Source organism: Microcoleus sp. S13_C5 (genome assembly GCF_036700845.1).
Classification (GTDB): Bacteria; Cyanobacteriota; Cyanobacteriia; order Cyanobacteriales; family Microcoleaceae; genus Microcoleus.
On record NZ_JAUBPR010000062.1, the window covers coordinates 1 to 20019 of the forward strand.

12 protein-coding genes are annotated in these 20019 nt (G+C 45.5%); 6 read left to right on the top strand and 6 right to left on the bottom strand.

Annotation, left to right across the window (positions count from 1 at the left end; translation table 11 throughout):
• Nucleotides 1-97: 97 nt before the first annotated feature.
• Nucleotides 98-1183: a hypothetical protein gene (locus tag QUA04_RS17080; RefSeq protein ID WP_333258518.1), complete on the bottom strand. Its 1086-nt coding sequence runs from the start codon at nt 1181-1183 to the stop codon at nt 98-100.
• Between the two features lie 114 nt (nt 1184-1297).
• On the opposite strand from QUA04_RS17080, the gene QUA04_RS17085 reads away from it, so the two are divergent.
• From QUA04_RS17085 to QUA04_RS17095, 3 genes are all read left to right on the top strand, one after another.
• The gene (locus QUA04_RS17085; protein ID WP_333258520.1) at nt 1298-2215 is read left to right on the top strand and encodes a YihY/virulence factor BrkB family protein; all 918 of its coding nucleotides are present in this window, start codon (nt 1298-1300) and stop codon (nt 2213-2215) included.
• 564 nt (nt 2216-2779) lie between these two features.
• Nucleotides 2780-4045 (top strand): glycosyltransferase family 1 protein, encoded by a 1266-nt coding sequence (locus tag QUA04_RS17090; protein ID WP_333258522.1) that lies wholly within the window; start codon nt 2780-2782, stop codon nt 4043-4045.
• A 102-nt stretch (nt 4046-4147) separates the two neighbouring features.
• Complete coding sequence (locus QUA04_RS17095) at nt 4148-5203, top strand: glycoside hydrolase family 104 protein (protein WP_333258523.1); 1056 nt, start codon at nt 4148-4150, stop codon at nt 5201-5203.
• 116 nt (nt 5204-5319) lie between these two features.
• Here the strand turns inward: QUA04_RS17095 and QUA04_RS17100 are convergent, their stop codons facing one another.
• From QUA04_RS17100 to QUA04_RS17110, 3 genes are all read right to left on the bottom strand, one after another.
• Nucleotides 5320-6036 (bottom strand): DevA family ABC transporter ATP-binding protein, encoded by a 717-nt coding sequence (locus QUA04_RS17100; RefSeq protein ID WP_333258524.1) that lies wholly within the window; start codon nt 6034-6036, stop codon nt 5320-5322.
• Nucleotides 6037-6292: 256 nt separating this feature from the next.
• Nucleotides 6293-7477 (bottom strand): ABC transporter permease DevC, encoded by a 1185-nt coding sequence (gene devC / locus QUA04_RS17105; RefSeq protein WP_333258525.1) that lies wholly within the window; start codon nt 7475-7477, stop codon nt 6293-6295.
• 57 nt (nt 7478-7534) lie between these two features.
• Nucleotides 7535-8962, bottom strand: coding sequence for an HlyD family efflux transporter periplasmic adaptor subunit (locus QUA04_RS17110; protein WP_333258526.1), 1428 nt, complete (start codon nt 8960-8962; stop codon nt 7535-7537).
• Nucleotides 8963-9075: 113 nt separating this feature from the next.
• Here QUA04_RS17110 and QUA04_RS17115 point away from each other — a divergent pair, with 113 nt between their 5' ends.
• On the top strand, nt 9076-9687 hold the full coding sequence (locus QUA04_RS17115; RefSeq protein ID WP_333258528.1) for a TetR/AcrR family transcriptional regulator: 612 nt from the start codon (nt 9076-9078) through the stop codon (nt 9685-9687).
• 88 nt (nt 9688-9775) lie between these two features.
• Here the strand turns inward: QUA04_RS17115 and QUA04_RS17120 are convergent, their stop codons facing one another.
• Together QUA04_RS17120 and QUA04_RS17125 are read right to left on the bottom strand one after the other, a co-directional pair.
• Entirely contained in the window at nt 9776-10951 is a 1176-nt protein-coding gene (locus tag QUA04_RS17120; protein WP_333258530.1) for a flagellar assembly protein H, read from the bottom strand.
• Between the two features lie 10 nt (nt 10952-10961).
• Entirely contained in the window at nt 10962-12473 is a 1512-nt protein-coding gene (locus tag QUA04_RS17125) for a mechanosensitive ion channel domain-containing protein (protein WP_333258532.1), read from the bottom strand.
• Nucleotides 12474-13452: 979 nt separating this feature from the next.
• On the opposite strand from QUA04_RS17125, the gene QUA04_RS17130 reads away from it, so the two are divergent.
• A complete protein-coding gene (locus QUA04_RS17130) occupies nt 13453-18681 on the top strand; it encodes a PAS domain S-box protein (RefSeq protein ID WP_333258534.1) in 5229 nt (1742 codons plus the stop codon).
• Nucleotides 18682-18686: 5 nt separating this feature from the next.
• Nucleotides 18687-20015: a response regulator gene (locus tag QUA04_RS17135; RefSeq protein ID WP_333258536.1), complete on the top strand. Its 1329-nt coding sequence runs from the start codon at nt 18687-18689 to the stop codon at nt 20013-20015.
• Nucleotides 20016-20019: the final 4 nt, after the last annotated feature.

Below are 20019 nucleotides of genomic sequence, written 5' to 3' on the forward strand. Positions count from 1 at the left end.
ATTATACTGATGATCGGTAAAAAAGTCATGGTGGGGTTCATGAGTATTTATACTCATCGCAAAAGTGACACGCTCCCCACCGGAACTCATTGCTGTATCAACTCTCTCTTATTTCCCGGAGGGAGTTAATTTCCGTAAAAGTCTGCACCGGATCGGACTTCAACCCGCCTTGAATGTAATTCAACTTCACTTCTTCTAACAAATCCGACAGCAGCGACTGCAATTCCCCGAGAGTTTTCTCATCTTGCAATTCCCGCCGCAAACTTTGATTAAATTCTTGGCTGAAATTATCTAGAATTTTTCTACCTTTATCGTCTTCATAAGTAGTAGATACCACATCAACAGCAGTTTGAGCCAAGTAATTTGCTAGCTGTTCCGTCATCTCAGTAGGCAAAATGTTAATCGGAGAGAAATTTTGCAGGATTTGATAAAAATCCGACTGTTTGATTGTTGTTTCCAAATTGTGGTGCAGCAATTCTTCTAAATCCGGTTGCACCTGTGGCAAAACTTTGTAAATTGTCAGATCCAAAATCCGCTTGGTAATTTGTTCGATCGTATTTTCCTGATTGACGTGAAGGTACGGCTGCTGCGCCAGCAGCATCTGCGCCGCGTCGCCCTGTTTGATCGAACTTTTAGCTTGATTGATAAACCGCACCATCATGTATTCCGACATCGTATTGGCTAAATAAGCCACCGGTTCGTAGGTAACTTGAGTAACTACGCGATCGAGATTCACCAAACCAGACTTATGCAGCCGCACCAAAACCGGCAGAATCCGCCACCCCTGCCAAATCGGGAGCACCAGAAACACCTCGTACCAGCGCCTCAGCACAAAATCAAACCAAGTTACCCCCGGTTTACGGCGGGTGTGGAACAGACTTTTAATCAAAAACTCCGCCCCAAAAAAACCAATAAAAAACGTATCAATTCGCCAAAACTGGTCAGCAGTTTTCACATATTCGGGATTTGGTAAACTCGAATCAATGCCTTTAATCGGGTCATAAATTTTAACTAAACCGGGAAAATAGCTCTGATAAACAGGGCGCAACTGAAGGTAACTGAAATGGAAAAGCACCAGCAAGAAATTGATCACCGCTACTAATGCGCTCATTTTTGCCCAAGAAATTGTTTCTTTGGACGATTTTACATCGGTGTTGTTAACAGTTGTTTGGGGATATGACATAAAAGTAATCTTCCGAATTTGCTAATCGATCAATCTATCTTGTGGCCGAGGCTAAAAAACTCTTAACCTATTAAAATCCCTTGGTGAACGCTAATTATAAGGAAACCAAAGACCGTGAACTTAAAAACAGTCATATCGCTGCTCAAACAAACTTTTACTGAATGGCAAGAAGATAAAGCGCCAACCTTAGCCGCCGCCCTAGCCTATTACACAGTCTTCTCCCTCGCGCCGCTGCTAATTATCGTAATTGCGATCGTCGGTTTAGTCTTTGGTGCAGACGCAGCCCAAGGTCAAATCGTGGCGCAACTCCAAAGTTTAATCGGCAAAGATGGCGCTGAAACCGTCCAAGAACTCATCCTCAAAGCCTCCGAACCCAAGTCGGGTATGATTGCTACTTTAGTCGGTATCGCTACACTTTTGTGGGGGGCTTCCAACGTGTTTACTAATCTCAAAGAAGCCCTCAATACTATTTGGAATGTTTCACCGCCTCCCGGACGAGGCATCTGGGGATTCCTGAAAGACCGCATATTGTCTTTTGCGATGATTTTAGGCATAGGCTTTCTACTGCTAGTATCTTTAGTAATTAGTGCCATTTTAGCGGCCGTCAGCTATTGGTTGAACAACTGGCTGCAGTTGCCAGTCGGCATTTGGCAGATTGTGGACTTTGCTATATCCTTTGGCGTAGTTACGCTGCTTTTTGCCTTAATTTACAAACTTTTGCCCGATGTCCATCTTGCCTGGAATGATGTTTGGATCGGCGCGGCCATCACCTCAGTGCTGTTTACGATCGGCAAATCGATAATTGGAGTTTACCTCGGAGGTAGCGGTATTGCCTCTACCTACGGTGCTGCGGGTTCCTTCGTGATTATCCTGCTTTGGATTAATTATTCCGCTCAAATTCTCTTCTTAGGTGCCGAGTTTACCCAAGTTTGGACTAACCGATACGGCTCCAGAATGCCTGGTTCACGAAACAATATCCTCAACAGCGAAAACGGGGAATCCTCCGCACGCAAACATCGGAAGAACTCTTAACATTAGACAAACGCGAAATTTGAGGTTAAACTCGCACTCCGGGTTTGACAGCATAAGCAAGAAGGAAGAGGGAAAAAGGCAGAAGGTGCAAGGCGGAAGAAAGAAAAATTTTGAATGCAATAACTTTGCTTTTTTTTCGCTTCCCCTGTAACATTCGGTCTTTGGGACGACCGACTTCTGCTTTCTCGAAAGCCCTACTTATTTATTCAGAGGGGTAAAATTCTACCTTCTGCTGACCTCGCATCTCTAGCAGCAAGCTGAAAGCAGGCTCTAGTTAGATATGGCTAAAATGTGCGAGTTTGACACAGGCAAGAATAGGGAAAATTCTTTTCACCCTCGTTTATTTCCATTTAGATTATCTAGAGTTTGAGCTGCTGCACGTCTCTGTCAGCAGAAGGAAGTCGTCTGTCAATTTTTCCCGGCAACTTATCCCTGAAGGATGATTTATCGATCCCGCATTTTCACTTTAATACAAATTAGCTAGAAGATTCCAGTCGCGGCGCAGCAGCCAAAATAGCACTTTCAATCTTCTCCTGAAATATTTTTAATTTTTGGCAAACAATCATGATTTCCTTAAGTAAAAAACGCATCGCTCTCATCTCCGTACACGGCGATCCCGCTGTGGAAATTGGCAAAGAAGAAGCGGGCGGGCAAAATGTTTACGTGCGTCAAGTAGGGGAAGCTCTGGCTAAACAGGGGTGGCAAGTTGATATGTTTACCCGCTCATCCGATCGCCAACAAGCAAGGATTGTACAGCACAGTCCCAATTGCCGGACAATTCGGCTAGTAGCAGGGCCACAAGAATTTATTCCCCGCGACGAACTCTACGGATATTTACCAATCTTTGTTCAAGAATTTCAGAAGTTTCAGTTAGAATCAGGCTTTCAATATCCCTTAGTTCACACGAATTACTGGCTGTCTTCTTGGGTGGGAATGGAGTTGAAAAAATCGCAACCCCTGCAGCAAGTTCACACTTATCATTCTTTGGCAGCCATTAAATACAAGTCGGTTTCGACAATTCCGATGATTGCCAAAACCAGGCTGCAAGTCGAAAAAACACTTTTGGAAACAGCCGATCGCGTGGTGGCTACCAGCCCTCAAGAAAAAGAACACATGAGGTCTCTGGTTTCCTCAAAAGGCAATATTGACATCATTTCCTGCGGTACCGACCTTGAACGGTTCGGCTCGATCGCCCGATCGACCGCCCGCCGCCACTTGGGCATAGCCCCCGAAACCAAAGTCGTGTTGTACGTCGGCCGTTTCGACCCCCGCAAGGGCATCGAAACTTTAGTCCGCGCCGTCAGTTTGTCGGCGGTGCCCAAAGCCGATTTAAAACTCATAATTGGCGGCGGGTGGCGTGAGGGGGAAAGCGATGGCAAAGAGCGCGATCGTATCGGCAGCATCGTTGAAGAAGTCGGCATGAGCGACATTACCAGTTTTCCCGGCGCCTTGAACAGAGACATTCTCCCCGGCTACTACGCCGCCGCCGATGTGTGCGTCGTTCCCAGCCACTACGAACCCTTCGGTTTAGTCGCCATTGAAGCGATGGCCTGCGGCACCCCCGTAATCGCCTCCGACGTGGGAGGGCTGAAATATACTGTAGTGCCCGAAGAAACAGGTTTGCTTGCGCCGCCGAAAAATGAAGCAGCCTTTGCCGATGCGATCGATCGCTTGTTACTTGACTCAGTATGGTGTCAGCAACTCGGACACACAGCCCGCAAGCGCGTCGAAACCTATTTCAGTTGGGACGGTATCGCCTCCCAACTCGGTCAACTTTACACTCAACTGCTCGAACAATCGGCCCTTGAGCTTGACCCGGTGAGCGCTTAGTAGTATCACTTAGTATAGTTGAAGCCAGTTTCCCTTGATCCCTGTTTCACTCATCCGTTCTAAGTGGGAACCTTCAACTAGAAGTGATATCAGGAGGTACTCTTGTACGCGCCAGAACATCTGGGAAGCCATCTGCAACCCATTTCAGACATCGAGCTAATTCGCCTGTGGGTCGATCGCAAATCCCCCCGTAGCAAGCGCTTTAGCTGGCAGGCGGCCAACCATTTTCGGCTGTTTGTAGAAAAACCGCTGGCAGAAGTGACTCTGACTGATGTCGAGACTTTCGCTGCAGCAATGAGATCTCGAAAACTTGCACCCGGTTTCTACAAGCAAACCTTGCTAGCGCTGAAATCGCTGTTCGCCTTTGGCCAGCAAACAGGAATCTTGCCTCCAGTCATCCCCCTGCACGGGTGGCCGGTGCGGCAGCGCAGCCAAGTGTCCAAACGCCTCCGTTTTAAACTTTCGTGCAGTTTATTAATATGTTTGTGTTTTTTCTTAGGTCGAATGACGCCGAGACTGTGGGGACAATCAGTCTGGGCAGAAAGCTCACCCACCCCGAAACGCCTGCCGGAAGTTGCGGCCCTCGATTCACCAGACAAAGGAGAGGATAACATCGATCGCGATCGAGCACCGGAAACTGCAACCCTGAATTCACCAGAGTCCAGACTCGATAGCAGACTCGATAGCATCGGCCCGGAACGTCGAGTGAAAGCCTTTCTCGACACGATTGCCGCCGCCGAAGGAACCGCTAGCCCCGACGGCTACCGCACCCTGTACACCGGCACGAAATTTGTCAGCTTTCAAGATCATCCCAGGGAAATGAGGTGCGGCCGCCGCTATGGCAAAAAGCTGTGTTCCGACGCAGCGGGGCGATATCAGTTTCTCAGCACCACTTGGGACAGATTTGCCAAAAAATTTAGCATCAGCGATTTCAGCCCCCAAAATCAAGACCTTGTAGCTGTAGAGTTAATCCGAGAAAAAGGTGCCTTAGAAGATATAGAAGCGGGTCGATTGGAGCCCGCAGTAAGAAAACTCGCTTACATCTGGCCTTCTTTTCGGCGTTATGGCGGTTCTGTGGAATCCTCGATGCCCAAACTCGAAGCAATGTACCTGCAAAATTTGGGGATTTACCGACAAGGATTAGTTGTTAGCAATTAGTGAATAGTCCCAGGACGAGTTTAGATTGGGGTTTGGCAATTTTGGATTAAATGTTGACATCCAAAATTGAAAATGGGGGAGTTATGGGTGATGTCTATTCTTCGGAAATTTAAAAATTAGGCTAATTTTCCATCTTCCATGTGAACGATGCGATCGGCAATATCCAAAATTCGGTTATCGTGGGTTACTAACAAAATAGTACAACCCTGTTCTTTGGCAAGTTGCTGCATCAAATTCACCACTTCGCGACCGGATTTGCTGTCCAGGGCGGCTGTTGGTTCGTCAGCTAAAACAATTTGCGGTTGACTGACCAAAGCCCGGGCGATCGCAACTCTTTGTTTTTGTCCCCCTGACAAATCATCTGGATAATAGTTAATCCGCTGTTCCAGCCCTACTAACTCTAGCATTTTTGCAGAGCTATCGCGCATTTGAGAACGCGACAAATTCCCGTGAACTTCCAAACCCATCTGCACGTTTTGCAGCGCCGTCAAACTGCGGTGCAAGTTGTGCGCCTGAAAAATATAGCCTATTTGGCGCCGCGCCTTTACCAATTGGTCTGCACTCGCTTTGCACATTTCTTGACCGAGAATTTTGAGACTTCCCGATTGACCGGATCTCAGTCCTCCAATCAAAGTTAAAAGCGTGGTTTTTCCAGAACCGGAAGGCCCCGTCATCAGCACGATTTCACCTGCATTAATGTCTAGATTAATATCAAAAAGTACCTGTTTTCGCAGTTGACCTTGACCGAAGTAGTGGTCGAGTTGGTGCGCGAAAATTATAGGTGCAGGAATCTGTAATGGGTTGGTTGTTGGGTAGAGAGTAGTAGAGTTCATAACTTATTGGTGTGAGGTTTGAGGTTTAAAAATAAATCGCTTTCGTTGCAGAGAATGCAGACAAACAAAGAACAGAAAAATTACAAAAAATATGTTTATAGTCACTAATTTATACCAAATCTGGGTTTAATACCCCTTTATTTTTTAGTCTTTGGAGGCCGACTTCATTTGTGTAGGGAAGGTTTCAACCACCCAGTCTGATAAAGGGTTTTATAACCAGGATTTTGAGCCTTCCGACTGTCTTCTTGATTTTCCCTTAAAACATATCTGCTGGATCGGCTGCTTGCAGTTTGCGAGTGGCAATTGCTCCCGAAATAGTACACATAATCACGTTCAAAAGTAATACTATAAATGCTCTAAGCAGCGTCATATAAAGTGGTAAATTTGTAGCTTTGCGAGTTAAAGAATAAAGTCCGAAAGAAACTCCTACTCCCGGCAAAAAACCGAGGACGGAAAGAATTAGAGCTTCTTCAAAAACGATGCCGAGTAAATAAACATTGCGGTAGCCCATCGCTTTGAAAGTAGCGTATTCTCCCATGTGGTCGCTGACATCGGTTGAGAGAACTTGATAAACAATAATGACACCAACTACAAAACCCATCGCGACGCCTAAATTAAACACAAAGCCGACAGCAGTATTCTTAGCCCAATAGTTTTTCTCAAAATCGATAAATTCTTGTTTGGTTAATACCTTGACATCCTCCGGTAAGTATGCTTTCAAAACTTGTTGAACTTCCACAGGGTCAGCCCCCGGTTGCAGTTGAATTAATCCGGCATTAACACTCGCGGCGTTTTGTCTGGGAAACAAGCGCAGGTAATTTTGATCGCTAGTCATTAAAATACCGTCGGCGGCAAAAGATGCTCCAACTGTGAATAAACCGCTGACGGTAATCCGGCGCCGCTCGACTTCTGTTTTAACAGACTTTCCTTGATTTATTTGCGCGATCGTTCCTTGGTAATCTCCCCTAGAAGCTCGATCGAACAGCACAGTATCCGGCAATTTAATCGCGCTCAAATTTTGGTTAACTTCTGGAAGCGCAAACGCAGGGTGATTGGGATTGAAACCGACCACCATCAGCGACGTTTCGCGCCGAGTTTCGGGATTTTTCCAGTTAGCAATTTTCACGTAAAGCGGCTCGGCTGATTTCACCCCCGGTACGTTCATTGCTTGATACAATCTACGTCTGGGGAAGGAAGACAAATTAATCAAATTTCTCGCTTGGGGGTGAATCAAAACTAAGTCTGTTTGCAAGGTTTGGTGCAGCCGCGTATTGCTGGTGTAAAGCGCATTTTGAAAGCCTAACTGCATGAACATCAAAACGTCAGCAAAGGCAATTCCTGCTACTGCAACGAGCATTCGCCCTTTGTCATGACTCAGTTGCAGCCATCCGAGGGGAGTTCTGCGTCTTAATTGTTGTAAGGGTTGGATGAGTCCAAGCATAGGATTTTAGATTTGGGATTTTGGATTGAAGAAAGCGACCCTGCGGTTTAAGACTTCTTACTCTTTAATTTCTCCGATCGCCACTTTGACTTGCAAATTGGTTAATCCACCTACTTTCTGACTGGAAGCTTCATCTAAGCGCACTTTTACTTCCACAATTCGACCATCAATATTCGCAGAAGGATCGGTGTTAACAATGTTTTGCCGCTGCACTTGCAAACCAATATGTTCGACTGTTCCCCGCAATTCGCCAGTCAAAGCATCGCTAGTAATTTTGGCGGTTTGTCCGAGGCGTACTTTGTCCACATCGCTTTCGTAGATTTCCGCAACAGCCAGCATCTCGCGAGTTTGTCCGAGTTCGACAATGCCGTCGTTTCCTACCCTTTCCCCCGGATGCGTGTGAATTTTCAGGACTTGCGCGTCTCTGGGAGCACGGATGTAAGCTAGATCCAGATTGGCTTTGGCTTGTTTGGCTGCCGAAGCGGCGGAACTGACTTCGGCGGCGGCGGCTGCTATGTCAACGGGACGCACTTCGGCGATGCGATCGAGATTTGCCGCAGCTTCATTAATCTGCTGTTGTCGAGATTCCTGAATTTGGCTGAGTTTGGCTTGGGCTTCGTTAATTTGTTGTTGGCGAGATTGCTGAATTTGATTCAATTTGGCTTGGGCTTCGTTAATTTGCTGTTGGCGGGATTCCTGAATTTGATTTAGTTTTGCCTTTCCTTCGTTGAGTTGCTGTTGAGTTGTTTCGGCGGCTAGTTTTTTGCTGTCGCTAGTTGAGGCGGAAATTGCTCCCTGTTCATAGAGTTGCGAGTAGCGCTGATCTTCGCTTTGGGCGTTGCGGAGTTCTGCTTGTAGGCGGGCAATTGCGGCTTTTTGAGTTTGAATTTCCCCTTGCTGTTCGGCCCTCAAGCGAGCAATTGTGGCTTGTTGCGCTGCGATTTCGGTGCTGCGATCGACTTCTAGCCGGCTGACGATCGCCTGTTGCGCTGCGATCTCGTTGCTGCGATCGGCTTGTAAGCGGGCAATGGTGGCTTTCTGGGCCTGGATTTCGCCGTTTTTGGCTCCCGCTTTCACTTTTGCTAGATTTGCCTCGGCGACGCGCACTTGTTCTTGAGCTTGGTCGAGGGCGGCTTGCAGGCGATCGCGACTGTCCAAAATTGCGATCGCCTGGCCTGTTTTCACCCTGTCTCCTTCTTTTACCAGGAGTCGATCGATCCGGTTTCCTTCCGCCGTACCGGAAGCGGAGACTTTAATTACTTCTCCTCTGGGTTCCAGTCGCCCCAAGGCTGTAACTGTGGTTAATTGGGATGCTGTGACGGCTGCTGCTGCCGCTACTGCATTGGGATCGGGTATGCGCGATCGCCAGATCGTGTAGCCTGTGGTTCCTCCTGCGGCCAGGGTTGCTACTGCTGCCACAACTAGGAGTTGTTTAACTAGGGATGGATTTGAGGATAAGCCGTCGGCTGTTGGTTGGTGTACCATGACACACCTCATCATTTAGGTTAATAAAACTAAACTGTTTAGTTCTTTATTAAGACTAAACCGTTCAGTATAATGATGTCAAGACCCCAAGCAAAAAATTACAAAGACAAGCGATGGCCAGGACAAAACCCAGCGAACCAGACAGCGCAGCAGCAAGTGACAAAACCGAGCAAATCCTGCAAGGTGCGATGCAAGAATTTTTAGCCCACGGCTACGCGGGGACGAGTATGGACAAGGTAGCGAAGACGGGCGGAGTTTCCAAAGCCACTGTTTACAGCTATTTTGCAGATAAAGAAGGATTATTCGTGGCTTTGGTACAGGGGCTGGCGCGAGAAAAAGTCAATTTTACAGTTCTAGATGAAGAACCGGCCGTAGCGCTGCGATTCGTTGCCACAACTCTATTAGAGCAGGTGACGCAGGAACCTGAATTTCTCAATTTTGTGAGGTTAGTGATTGCGGAGTCCGGGCGTTTTCCCCATCTAGCGCAGACTTTTGTGAGAAACTTAGCTAAACCGGGTATCGAGCGGCTTACTCAATATTTGGCATCGCATCCAGAGTTAAAATTGCCCGATCCGGAGGCAACGGCACGGATTTTTATTGGATCGCTGGTATATTTTCAGTTAACGCAGCATATGATGCACGGCAAAGATATTATCCCAATGGAGCGCGATCGACTGATCGAGGGTCTGCTGCACTTGATTTTAGGCCCGCAGTCCAATTCCTAAGTGCGATCGACAGAATTTAGGAATTTTATTTGAGCACGATTTAAATGCCATAAAGAGCGAGATCCCTTTATGGCTGCGATCGCAGGTTTTAGTCAGGTGTTTTTCCTAACCGTTCCCTCAATTCCTCAGCCGATAACTGCGACAGTTGTTCTACAAACAATGTCAATTCGGCCACAGGCAATGCCAATAAATTAGTAACGGCTGTAGGCAGAATATCGCCCAATTCAGGCGATCGTATTTGCAACGCACTTTCAGCTAACAATTTAACCGCTGCTTCGCGCCCTGTTTCATCGACTGTCAGCATCGATATTGCCAGCAACAGCACTGTAAATTCCGCCGCCGCCAACTTTGATATTGGAGATAGAAAAGCCGTCATTTTCGGGCTTAATTCTCCAAATCGAACTCGCAGAAAGTTTTCTAAGATTAAGCGCTGTTGTTCTTGTCTGCCTCGTTCTAGTCCTTGTTCTAGTCCCCGTTCGAGTCCTTGTTCTAGTCCCCGTTCGAGTCCTTGTTCGAGTCCTTGTTCGAGTCCTTCTTCTCTAGCTTGTTGCTGTGCTGCTTGTATTTGTTGTTGAAAAAGTGGTGCAATGGCCATAATTAACTCCCGCTCTTCTGGCTCTAATTCTTGTGGCGCATCCGTTACTAAATTTGACTGTAACCGATACAGCAATTCTAGCGCGATAATCCGCAACGGATCGTCGGCAGCTAAAGCGCTTAATTGGGAAATAGCCCTTTGCTGCACTCCCCCTTTGCCCAAAATCCTCAACCACAGGGTTTCTGGAGTTTCTGGCAACTGGTGAATCGCCACAATTGCAGTCCGCAAAGATTCACCAAAAAAATAGATTCCCTGCATCCAATTCTCTGTGTCTGGTATCGCATTAAAGCTATCTACCACTGCTTTCGATGCTGTGGGCATCAAAATCCACAGTTTGGGTAACTGAGCGTCATCATAGCGAGTATTTTCTCTCCTAAATTTTCGCTCCAATTCACCTCGCACGTCCAATAACTTGCCCAGACAGCTACAAATTTCGCTGACGTTTGCCGGATTGCGAAACGGTTCAAAAATTGCAGTCGTGCTTGCCATTTTTCCCAACAATCCCAGGCTTTCTGAGTATTCGGTAATTGCGGCGGTGCTGGGAGTGAAGTAAACATCGATTTCTCGAACTTCGGAACTCACATCGCGGCCGATATTCACCGTTCCGATCGGCGAAAGCAATTCTTCCAGGTATTCTTTGGCAAAGAGATCGTGAATAAATCGCGTCATAGAAATTATTTCAAACACTAAATATATTTTTTAGCCGTTTTCTCACCCATTCTACAGGATTTTCATCCTCTTCTGCTGCATCTACCAATTCCATTTGTCGCAATAATTGCTGTCTATCGCTAAGTTCTTCTTTGTGTTTGACTATTTCTTTAATAATCTGTTCTGATAAATCCGGTCGTTCAGTTAAAACTTTCTGGAAACCTTCTTTATTGATGGCAAACAAAATTGTTTCTTCTAAAGCTCTTACCGAAGCCGTTCTGGGGATTCCCAACATTAAAGAAAGCTCCCCCAAAAACTGACCACTACCGAGGTTATTCAGATGTTTGTTAATAGCTTCTACAAAAACTTCTACTGATCCTGAAAGAATCATGTAAAAAGCATCTCCGGGGTCGTTTTCGTGAAACAAATATTCTTGCGATCGCAGCCGTTTGCGGTATCCAACTTCAATCAATTGCCGCAATTCGAGATCAGTCAGATTTTCAAAGTATTCTACCTCTCGTAGCAAACAGCTAAGGGACGATGGCTTTTTCAGTTTCTCTGCAAAAATTGAGGGCTTTTGCTCATTTTCCGAGTAACTGTTCGGGAGGTCAATTGCAGTTTCTTTTTTGTTGAACATTGACAACAGAACTTCGGGATTTTGCAAATAAATTTCTCTGTCATTGAACGGAAATTCGATTTTCTGCTGTCGGAAATTGTATTCAATTGCAAAATTTAAAGAACTTTTAATTATTTCTCTCTCAGTCGGTCTGTCTGTCCAAACTAAAAGTTCAAATTTAAAACTATCATCACCAAACTCGACAAACAATACTTTCGGATTCGGTTCGTACAATACTCCAGCTTCTGCGTAAGCAATATTTAACAGAGTTTCTGTCACTAACAGCGGGTTACTATTCTCGGCTACTTCTACGGGAACTCGCAGACAGAGTAGCGAGTTTTCGTAACTCCAGTTAACAATTTTGTTGCTAATCATTTTGCTGTTGGGAACTATGACGCTAGAGTCCTCAGTGGTTTGGATGATGGTCGATCGAATGGATATTTTTTTTACGATTCCCATTAATCCTTCTAATTCCACAAAGTCTCCGACTTTCACAGGTCTGTCTAAAAGCAGCGTTAAGCCACTGACAAAATTAGTTGTTAAATCCTGGATGCCGAAGCCAATGCCGACTCCCAATCCCCCCGCAACTACTGCAAAAGAAGCGAGGTTGAAGCCGATGCTTTGGATGGCGACTATTACTCCCAAAGCTACTATTAAATACCCAATAATTACTGAGATCGCTTCCCGGTTTCCCTCGTCAATTCCCAGTCTTACAAGCAAGCTTTCCTTAAGAAAGTTTGTAAAAAACCGTGCTATGAGCAGGATACCCATAAACAATACAATCAGTTCCACCAGTGACTGCAAGGATACAGGATTTTCACCTATTTTAAATAGGGTAGCGGTAAATATTTGCGATAGCTGTGTCAATACTTCTTCGGGTATTGTATTTAATTGAAATTCAGGTTCTAAAGTTTTTTGTGTGGTCATTTTTTAAGGGAGTAGTAAAAAATAAAGTCCTCAGTACCAAATGTAAAAATAAAATACTGAACTCGTTATCATAAATTTTAACCTGTTTTTAGGGTGAAAAAAGTGAAGTCGTTACATATAGATGTGGTTCCTCATACTACCCAGTTATCCTTATTGCCCATTTTTCAGATACCTGGTCTTCGCAAGCCTGCGGTTAGTGTGCCACTTTTTCGCCATACGATAGCCGACTCATCTATTATTGAAGCGATCGCTCTGCTAACTTTAGTCAACATTAACTCGATTCGATTTTATCATACTCTCCACTAATTTTTTTTTTGAAGTCCCCTTATCAACTTAAGCAGGGATTATTCAATGACTCTTTAAGTGGACAAGTCAAATATCCAAGTATTACAATGACTTTAACTGGTGGGAGAGATATTGCTATTACTCTGCCAGTAGCGTCCGTTTTGTATATATCTAAGTGAAAATTTAACCGAGCTAGCTAAAATTGATAACGTTCCAAGAATACTTGGCATTGTACCGGGGTTTTAACTATAACTTAATTGCATTTGTCAATCCGTAAATTTACGGAAATACTGCTTATTTAGGAGTAGAAAATTGGCGATTTGGGGGTGGGTGGGCATAAATATGGCGCGAGGCATGATTGCTCGATCGCCCAAATCTAAGTTCTCGACCCCCAATCTGAGTAAATGCTGAGCCTAAGTGCTGATTGACAAACGCTTCCCTAGCTTATGTTGTCACCAATGTTCTACCAATAGGATTGATTAGGAATAGAATTGATGAGTAATAGAAATACTTGACGATACATCCGAAGAATTAAGGGAAATAGTGTCGCAAGGGATACATATATCGCCGATTGAAAACTTAATGGTCGCCCTACTGAACGTTTTTTCGGTACCCAAATAGGAGAAAACGAAAACCTTGCAATCGCACAATTGGACAGAAGTTCTAGAATTATAGCTGAAATGCACGAGCCAACATGAGCAAATTCCCACCAGAGAAAACCCAACCGCCACAGCAAGAGAGCACAACAGCACAGGTATTGCGACAGGCTCACTTCGACGCTTTTTTTGCAGGTGCCAACGCCGGAATGCTGATTTTTGACCGCCAACTCCGGTATGTCCAAATTAACGAAGTTTTGGCCCAGACCAATGGCGTTTGCGTAGCAGACCATATTGGTAGGTCAGTGCGTGAAGTGCTGCCAGAATTGGCTCCGACTGTGGAACCAATGCTGCAAGGCATTCTGGATACGGGCAAGCCCATTCTCGACTATGAATTAGCAGGTGAAACGCCGAAAGAACCCGGCATCCTGCGCTACTGGCAAGCATCTTATTATCCTTTGTTGGATGAAAATGGTCTCGTTTTTGGTATTGGTGGGATTGTAATTGAAATTACTGATCGCAAGCGGGCAGAACAAAAGCAGGCACGACTGACGGCAATTTTGGAAGCAACTTCCGACTTAGTAGGAGTTTCTGATGCGGCTGGGCATAGCGTCTATCTCAACAAAGCCGGACAGGAAATGCTGGGGATGTCCCCAGAGGAAGCACGATCGCCGTTTACTATAGATTCTGTATTAGCTCCCTCGGTAAGGGCAAAATTCCACAACGAAGCCTTTCCAACCGCCTTACGAGAGGGTAGCTGGGCTGGTGAAATGCTGTTTTTGTCACGCGATGGGCAAGAAGTTCCAGCGTCCCAGGTTTTGATCGTCCACAAAACCGAAGCGGGCGAAGTCGAGTTTATCTCCACTATTGTGCGGGATATTCGCGATCGCAAAAAAGCAGAGGAAGAACGGCAATTGCTCGCTACCACGATCGAGAATAGCCGTGATTTTATTGGCATTGCCTCAATGGATGGTCACCCTATACTCGTGAATCAGGCTGGTCTGGATTTGGTGGGGCTCAATAGTTTGGACGAAGCCAAAACCAAACACATTACCGACTTCTTTATGGCAGAAGATCTGGACTTTGTACAGCAGCGTGCCATGCCTACGTTGATGCAAGAGGGGGTTTGGCGGAGTGATTTTCGCTTCAGACATTTCGTGACAGGTCAACCCATTGCGGTAGACTACACCCTATTTTTGGTCAATCATCCAGAAACTAATGAACCGGTAGGGATTGCCACTATTACCCGGGATATTCGCGATCGCAAAATCGCAGAAGATGCCCTCAAACAAAGTGAAGAACGATTTCGTTCTCTGGTTGAAGCTAGTGCTCAAATTGTTTGGAACACGAGTGCTGAGGGCGAATTCGTTACCCAGCAACCCGGTTGGAGTGAATTTACGGGACAAAAATTTGAGGAATACAAGGGTTGGGGCTGGCTAGACAAAATGCACTCAGACGATCGCTCGTCAGTTGCCACTGCCTGGTCAACTGCTGTTGCTAATCGATCGCTCTATGAAGTTGAATTCCGTATGCGTCGCTATGACGGGGAATATCGCTACATGAGTTGTCGTGCTGTACCACTTCTAAACGCGGATGGTTCAATTCGGGAATGGGTTGGGACTAATACAGATATTACCGATCGCAAACAAGCTGAAGAAGCTCTGCGCCAACAGCAAGCTGCGCTGCGCGATCGCAACGTCTTGCTGAGCTCTATTTTGGAAAGTACGCCAGACATAATAGTTGTTAAAGACCGGGAAGGTCGATATGTTGCCCTTAATTCCTTTGTGGCAAACTCCTTCTTTGACGGTAAACCCATAGAGGAGATTGTGGGTAAAGATGATTCGGAACTCATGCCCCCGGAGGCCGCCGTTCCAATAATGGCAAAAGACCGCGAGATTATGGAAGCAGGCACTACTGAAACCTACGAAGAAGAAATTTTTAATGGTGAGAGCAGCAATTATTTTTTAACCACAAAAGCCCCTTGGCGGGACGGTCAAGGCAATATTCTAGGTATTATCGCCATAGCACGAAACATTAACGATCGCAAACAAGCTGAAGCCCAGATGCGCGATCGCAACGCACTGCTAAACTCTATTTTGGAAAGTACGCCAGACATCATTGTTGTTAAAGATCGAGAAGGGCGTTATGTTGCCCTTAACTCGAATGTGGCAAACTTTTTAGGCAAGCCAATTGAGGAAATCCTCGGCAAAGATGATTTAGAATTAATGTCGCCTGATAGTGCCCGTGCAATTATGGCAAAAGATCGCCAAGTCATGGCATCAGGAATCACTGAGAGTTACGAGGAAGAAATCTCTGCTGATGATGAAACCCCTACAACCTTTTTAACGACAAAAGCTCCTTGGCGGGATGCTAATGGCAATATCCTCGGCATCATCGCCACAACACGAGATATTACCGATCGCAAAAAAGTCGAGCAAACACTCCGTCAAACGCTAGAAATGCTGGACTTAGCCAGCGATGGCATCATTATTCGCGATATGGATGACCGCATTATCTACTGGAACCAAGGTGCAGAAAAGCTCTATGGTTGGACAAAAGCGGAAGTAGTCGGGGAGTACATTCACACATTCTTGGAAACAGTCTTTCCTAAACCGTTAGAAACCTTAATGGCGGAGTTTCTCCAGCAGGGAAATTGGGAAGGAGAACTGCAGCACACCACCCGTGACGGTCGGCATATTATAGTGGCAAGTCGCTGGACATTGCAGCGCGATGGGGAAGGAAAGCCTTGTGCCCAACTGGAAATTAATAATGACATTAGCGATCGCAAACAAGCGGAAGATGCTTTAAAACAAAGCGAAGAACGCTATCGTTCGCTAATCCTTGCCACATCCCAAATTGCCTGGACAGCGGATGCTGAAGGAAGATCCCCGGATCTACCGAGTTGGAGAGCTTACAGCGGACAAACCGAAGCTGAGGTAATTGGTTTGGGCTGGTTAGATGCAATTCACCCGGACGATCGCGAACGAACGAATCAGGTGTGGATGGAAGCAGTGCAAACGAGAAGCCTGTATGACATAGAATATCGAATCCGGGGAGCGGATGGAAACTATCGTTATTTTCAAGTTAGAGGGGTGCCAATTCTAAATGAAGATGGCAGCCTCCGGGAGTGGGTTGGCACTTGCAGCGATATCCACGATCGCAAACTTGCCGAAGATGCTATCAAACAAAGCGAAGAACGCTATCGTTCGCTAATCGCTGCTACGTCCCAAATGGTCTGGACAGCGGATGCTGAAGGAAGATGCCCGGATCTACCGAGTATGAGAGCTTACACCGGACAAACGGAAGCTGAGGTGGTTGGTTATGGCTGGTTAGATGCAATTCACCCGGACGATCTCGAACGAACGAATCAGGTGTGGATGGAAGCAGCGCAAACAAACAGCCTGTATGAGATAGAATTTCGACTCCGGGGAGCGGATGGAAACTATCGTTATTTTCAAGCTAGAGGGGTGCCAATTCTGAATGAAGATGGCAGCGTCCGGGAGTGGATTGGCACTTGCACCGATATCCACGATCGCAAACAAGCGGAAGATGCTATCAAACAAAGCGAAGAACGCTATCGTTCGCTAACCCTTGCCATCTCCCAAATTGTCTGGATAACGGATGCTGAAGGAAGATGCCAGGATACACCGAGTATGAGAGCTTACACCGGACAAACCGTAGAGGAGGTGGTTGGTTTTGGCTGGTTAGATACAATCCACCCGGACGATCGCGAACTAACTGTTCAGGTGTGGAACGAAGCAGTGCAAACGAAAAGCCTGTATGAGATAGAATATCAACTCCGGGGAGCGGATGGAAACTATCGTTATTTTCAAGCTAGAGCGGTGCCAATTCTGAATGAAGATGGCAGCATCCGGGAGTGGGTTGGCACTTCCATCGATATCCACGATCGCAAACAAACAGAAATCGTACAGACAAAAGCCAGGGAAGCAGCAGAAGCAGCAAGTCGGGCCAAAAGTGAATTCCTTGCCAACATGAGCCATGAATTGCGGACTCCGCTTAATGGCATTATGGGCTACGCGCAGATTCTTCAGCGTTCCAAAGTCTTGAATGAAGAAGAGCGATCGCGCATTGATGTCATTTATCAGTGCGGTTCTCATTTACTGACGTTAATCAATGATATTCTCGATTTGTCGAAGATTGAAGCACAGAAAGTGGAACTAATGCCTACTGATTTTCATTTCCCGGCGTTCCTGCAAGGTGTAGCAGAAATGTGTCGCATCCGAGCTGAAATTAAGGGAATTCACTTTCATTTTCCATCCAGCCCCGAACTCCCGATCGGTATTCGTGCGGATGAAAAACGCTTGCGACAAGTGTTATTTAATCTTTTGAGCAACGCTATTAAATTTACGGATGAGGGCAGTGTTACTTTTATAGTCAGTTTTGCAACAGAAGGAAAAATTCGCTTTGAAGTACGCGATACAGGTACCGGCATTGCCCAAGAGCAACTCGAAGCTATCTTTCAGCCCTTCGAGCAGGTTGGAGATCGCAGACGGCAGACGGAGGGCACTGGGCTGGGATTGGCAATTAGCCAAAGGATTGTAGAACTAATGGGCAGTACCATTCAGGTTCAAAGTGAGATGAATGTTGGCAGTATTTTCTGGTTTGATGTTAGTCTGCCTCAAGCCGATGAATGGGTGAAAACGTCTCAAATCGACCATCACGGGCAGATTATCGGCATCAAAGACCGCCAACCTAAGATTGTGGTTATTGATGACAAATGGGCTAACCGTTCGGTAATTAATAATTTGCTCAGTCCGATCGGCTTTGAGGTGTTTGAAGCAAACGATGGGCAGGAAGGCTGGGAAAAAATTCTAGAGGTGCAGCCAGATTTAATTGTTACCGACCTATTAATGCCCGAACTAGATGGCTTCGAGGTGATTAAGCGGGTTCGAGAATCGGAAAATTTCCAAGACACCGTGATTATTGTCTCTTCTGCCAGCGTATTTGAAACCGATCAATACAGAAGTTTAGAGGCAGGAGGCAACGCCTTTATTCCCAAACCTATTCAGGCAACAGAACTCCTACAAAAATTACAACAGTATCTGGATTTGGAATGGGTTTATGAAGCTAAGGAAGAGCAACTGGCGATCGCCTCAGAGACGAATGAGCTAATTGCCCCGCCAGCTAAAGAAATGGAAATGCTATACGAGTTAGCTATGAAAGGAAATTTCCTAGAAATAGTTAAGCAGGCGGTATTACTTGAAGAAATAGATCCCAAATACATTCCCTTTGCTAAAAGATTGCATCAAATGGCAAAGGACTTTCAAGACGAAGAGATTTTAACGTTTATTGAGTCCTACAAGTAAGGTTTATGAATTCTGAAATTCAAGCAAATGGTACCATTCTTATAGTTGATGACAATTCAGCTAACTTAGGTGTCTTATCTGATGCCTTAAGTCAAGAAGGATTTGAAGTTCGGGTTGCGAAATCTGGCAAAATGGCACTAGAGCGAGTCAAATATGCTCTACCGGATCTAATCTTGCTAGATGTCATGATGCCAGAGATTGATGGATTTGAAACCTGTCGTCGATTACAGGCTAATCCAGAAACTAAACAGATTCCCATTATATTTATGACTGCTCTCTCGGATACGGCAAATAAAGTTGAGGGGTTTAAGCTTGGGGCTGTAGATTATATTACCAAACCCTTCCAACAGGAGGAAGTATTAGCTCGCGTCAAGCTGCATTTAAAGCTTCATGTTCTAGCTGACAAATTAGAAGAAAAAAATACATTATTGGAGCAAAAAGTTTTAGAAGTTAGCCAAGCCTATGAAGATTTACAACAAATGCAACTTAAGTTAATCCAAAGCGAGAAAATGTCCGGCTTAGGGCAAATGGCGGCTGGGATTGCTCATGAAATAAACAACCCTATAAATTTCATCTCTGGCAATCTGGGTTATGCCCAAGAGTACGCTCATAACTTACTAAAAATTATACATCTCTATCAAGAAGATTATGTAAATCCCACCCCTCGGATTCAAGCAGCAATGGATGAAATAGAACTAGAATTTGTGGAGGAAGATTTTATTAAAGTTCTTAACTCAATCAACTTAGGAACGCAGCGCATCCAGGAGATTGTCAAGTCTATGCGAATCTTTTCTCGCCTAGATGAGGCAGAGGTGAAAGCTGTAAATATTCATGAAGGGATTGATAGTACACTCACCATTCTGCATCATCGTCTAAAAGCAAGACCAGAGCATCCTGAGATTGAACTAATAAAAAATTACGGTCAGCTTCCACCAGTAGAATGCCATGCCGGACAATTAAATCAAGTGTTCATGAATATTCTTTCCAATGCCATTGATGCCTTAGATGAATCGAATCAGCAGCGTTCCTTTGCAGAAATCAAACAACACCCGAACCGCATTCAAATTTCTACAAAAGTAATTGATGAGAATTGGGTGGCTATTCATATTAGTGACAACGGTCGGGGAGTTTGCGAAACTTTAAAACCGAAACTATTTGACCCTTTTTTTACCACCAAACCCATCGGTAAAGGAACTGGGTTGGGGTTATCTATCAGTTACCAAATTATCGTTGAAAAGCATGGGGGCAGATTATACTGCCAGCCTGGATTAGGAAAGGGAATAGAATTCGTCATTGAAATTCCTATTCGGCAGCATGCTTGTAAAGCTGCTTAGTTTC

What these genes read in the sequence shown, in the direction of transcription:
- QUA04_RS17080 (WP_333258518.1), bottom strand. Translation starts at nt 1,183, where the DNA reads ATGTCATATCCCCAAACAACTGTTAACAACACCGATGTAAAATCGTCC.
- QUA04_RS17130 (WP_333258534.1), top strand. Translation starts at nt 13,453, where the DNA reads ATGAGCAAATTCCCACCAGAGAAAACCCAACCGCCACAGCAAGAGAGC.
- QUA04_RS17110 (WP_333258526.1), bottom strand. Translation starts at nt 8,962, where the DNA reads ATGGTACACCAACCAACAGCCGACGGCTTATCCTCAAATCCATCCCTA.
- QUA04_RS17120 (WP_333258530.1), bottom strand. Translation starts at nt 10,951, where the DNA reads ATGACGCGATTTATTCACGATCTCTTTGCCAAAGAATACCTGGAAGAA.
- QUA04_RS17115 (WP_333258528.1), top strand. Translation starts at nt 9,076, where the DNA reads ATGGCCAGGACAAAACCCAGCGAACCAGACAGCGCAGCAGCAAGTGAC.
- QUA04_RS17090 (WP_333258522.1), top strand. Translation starts at nt 2,780, where the DNA reads ATGATTTCCTTAAGTAAAAAACGCATCGCTCTCATCTCCGTACACGGC.
- devC (WP_333258525.1), bottom strand. Translation starts at nt 7,477, where the DNA reads ATGCTTGGACTCATCCAACCCTTACAACAATTAAGACGCAGAACTCCC.
- QUA04_RS17100 (WP_333258524.1), bottom strand. Translation starts at nt 6,036, where the DNA reads ATGAACTCTACTACTCTCTACCCAACAACCAACCCATTACAGATTCCT.
- QUA04_RS17125 (WP_333258532.1), bottom strand. Translation starts at nt 12,473, where the DNA reads ATGACCACACAAAAAACTTTAGAACCTGAATTTCAATTAAATACAATA.
- QUA04_RS17135 (WP_333258536.1), top strand. Translation starts at nt 18,687, where the DNA reads ATGAATTCTGAAATTCAAGCAAATGGTACCATTCTTATAGTTGATGAC.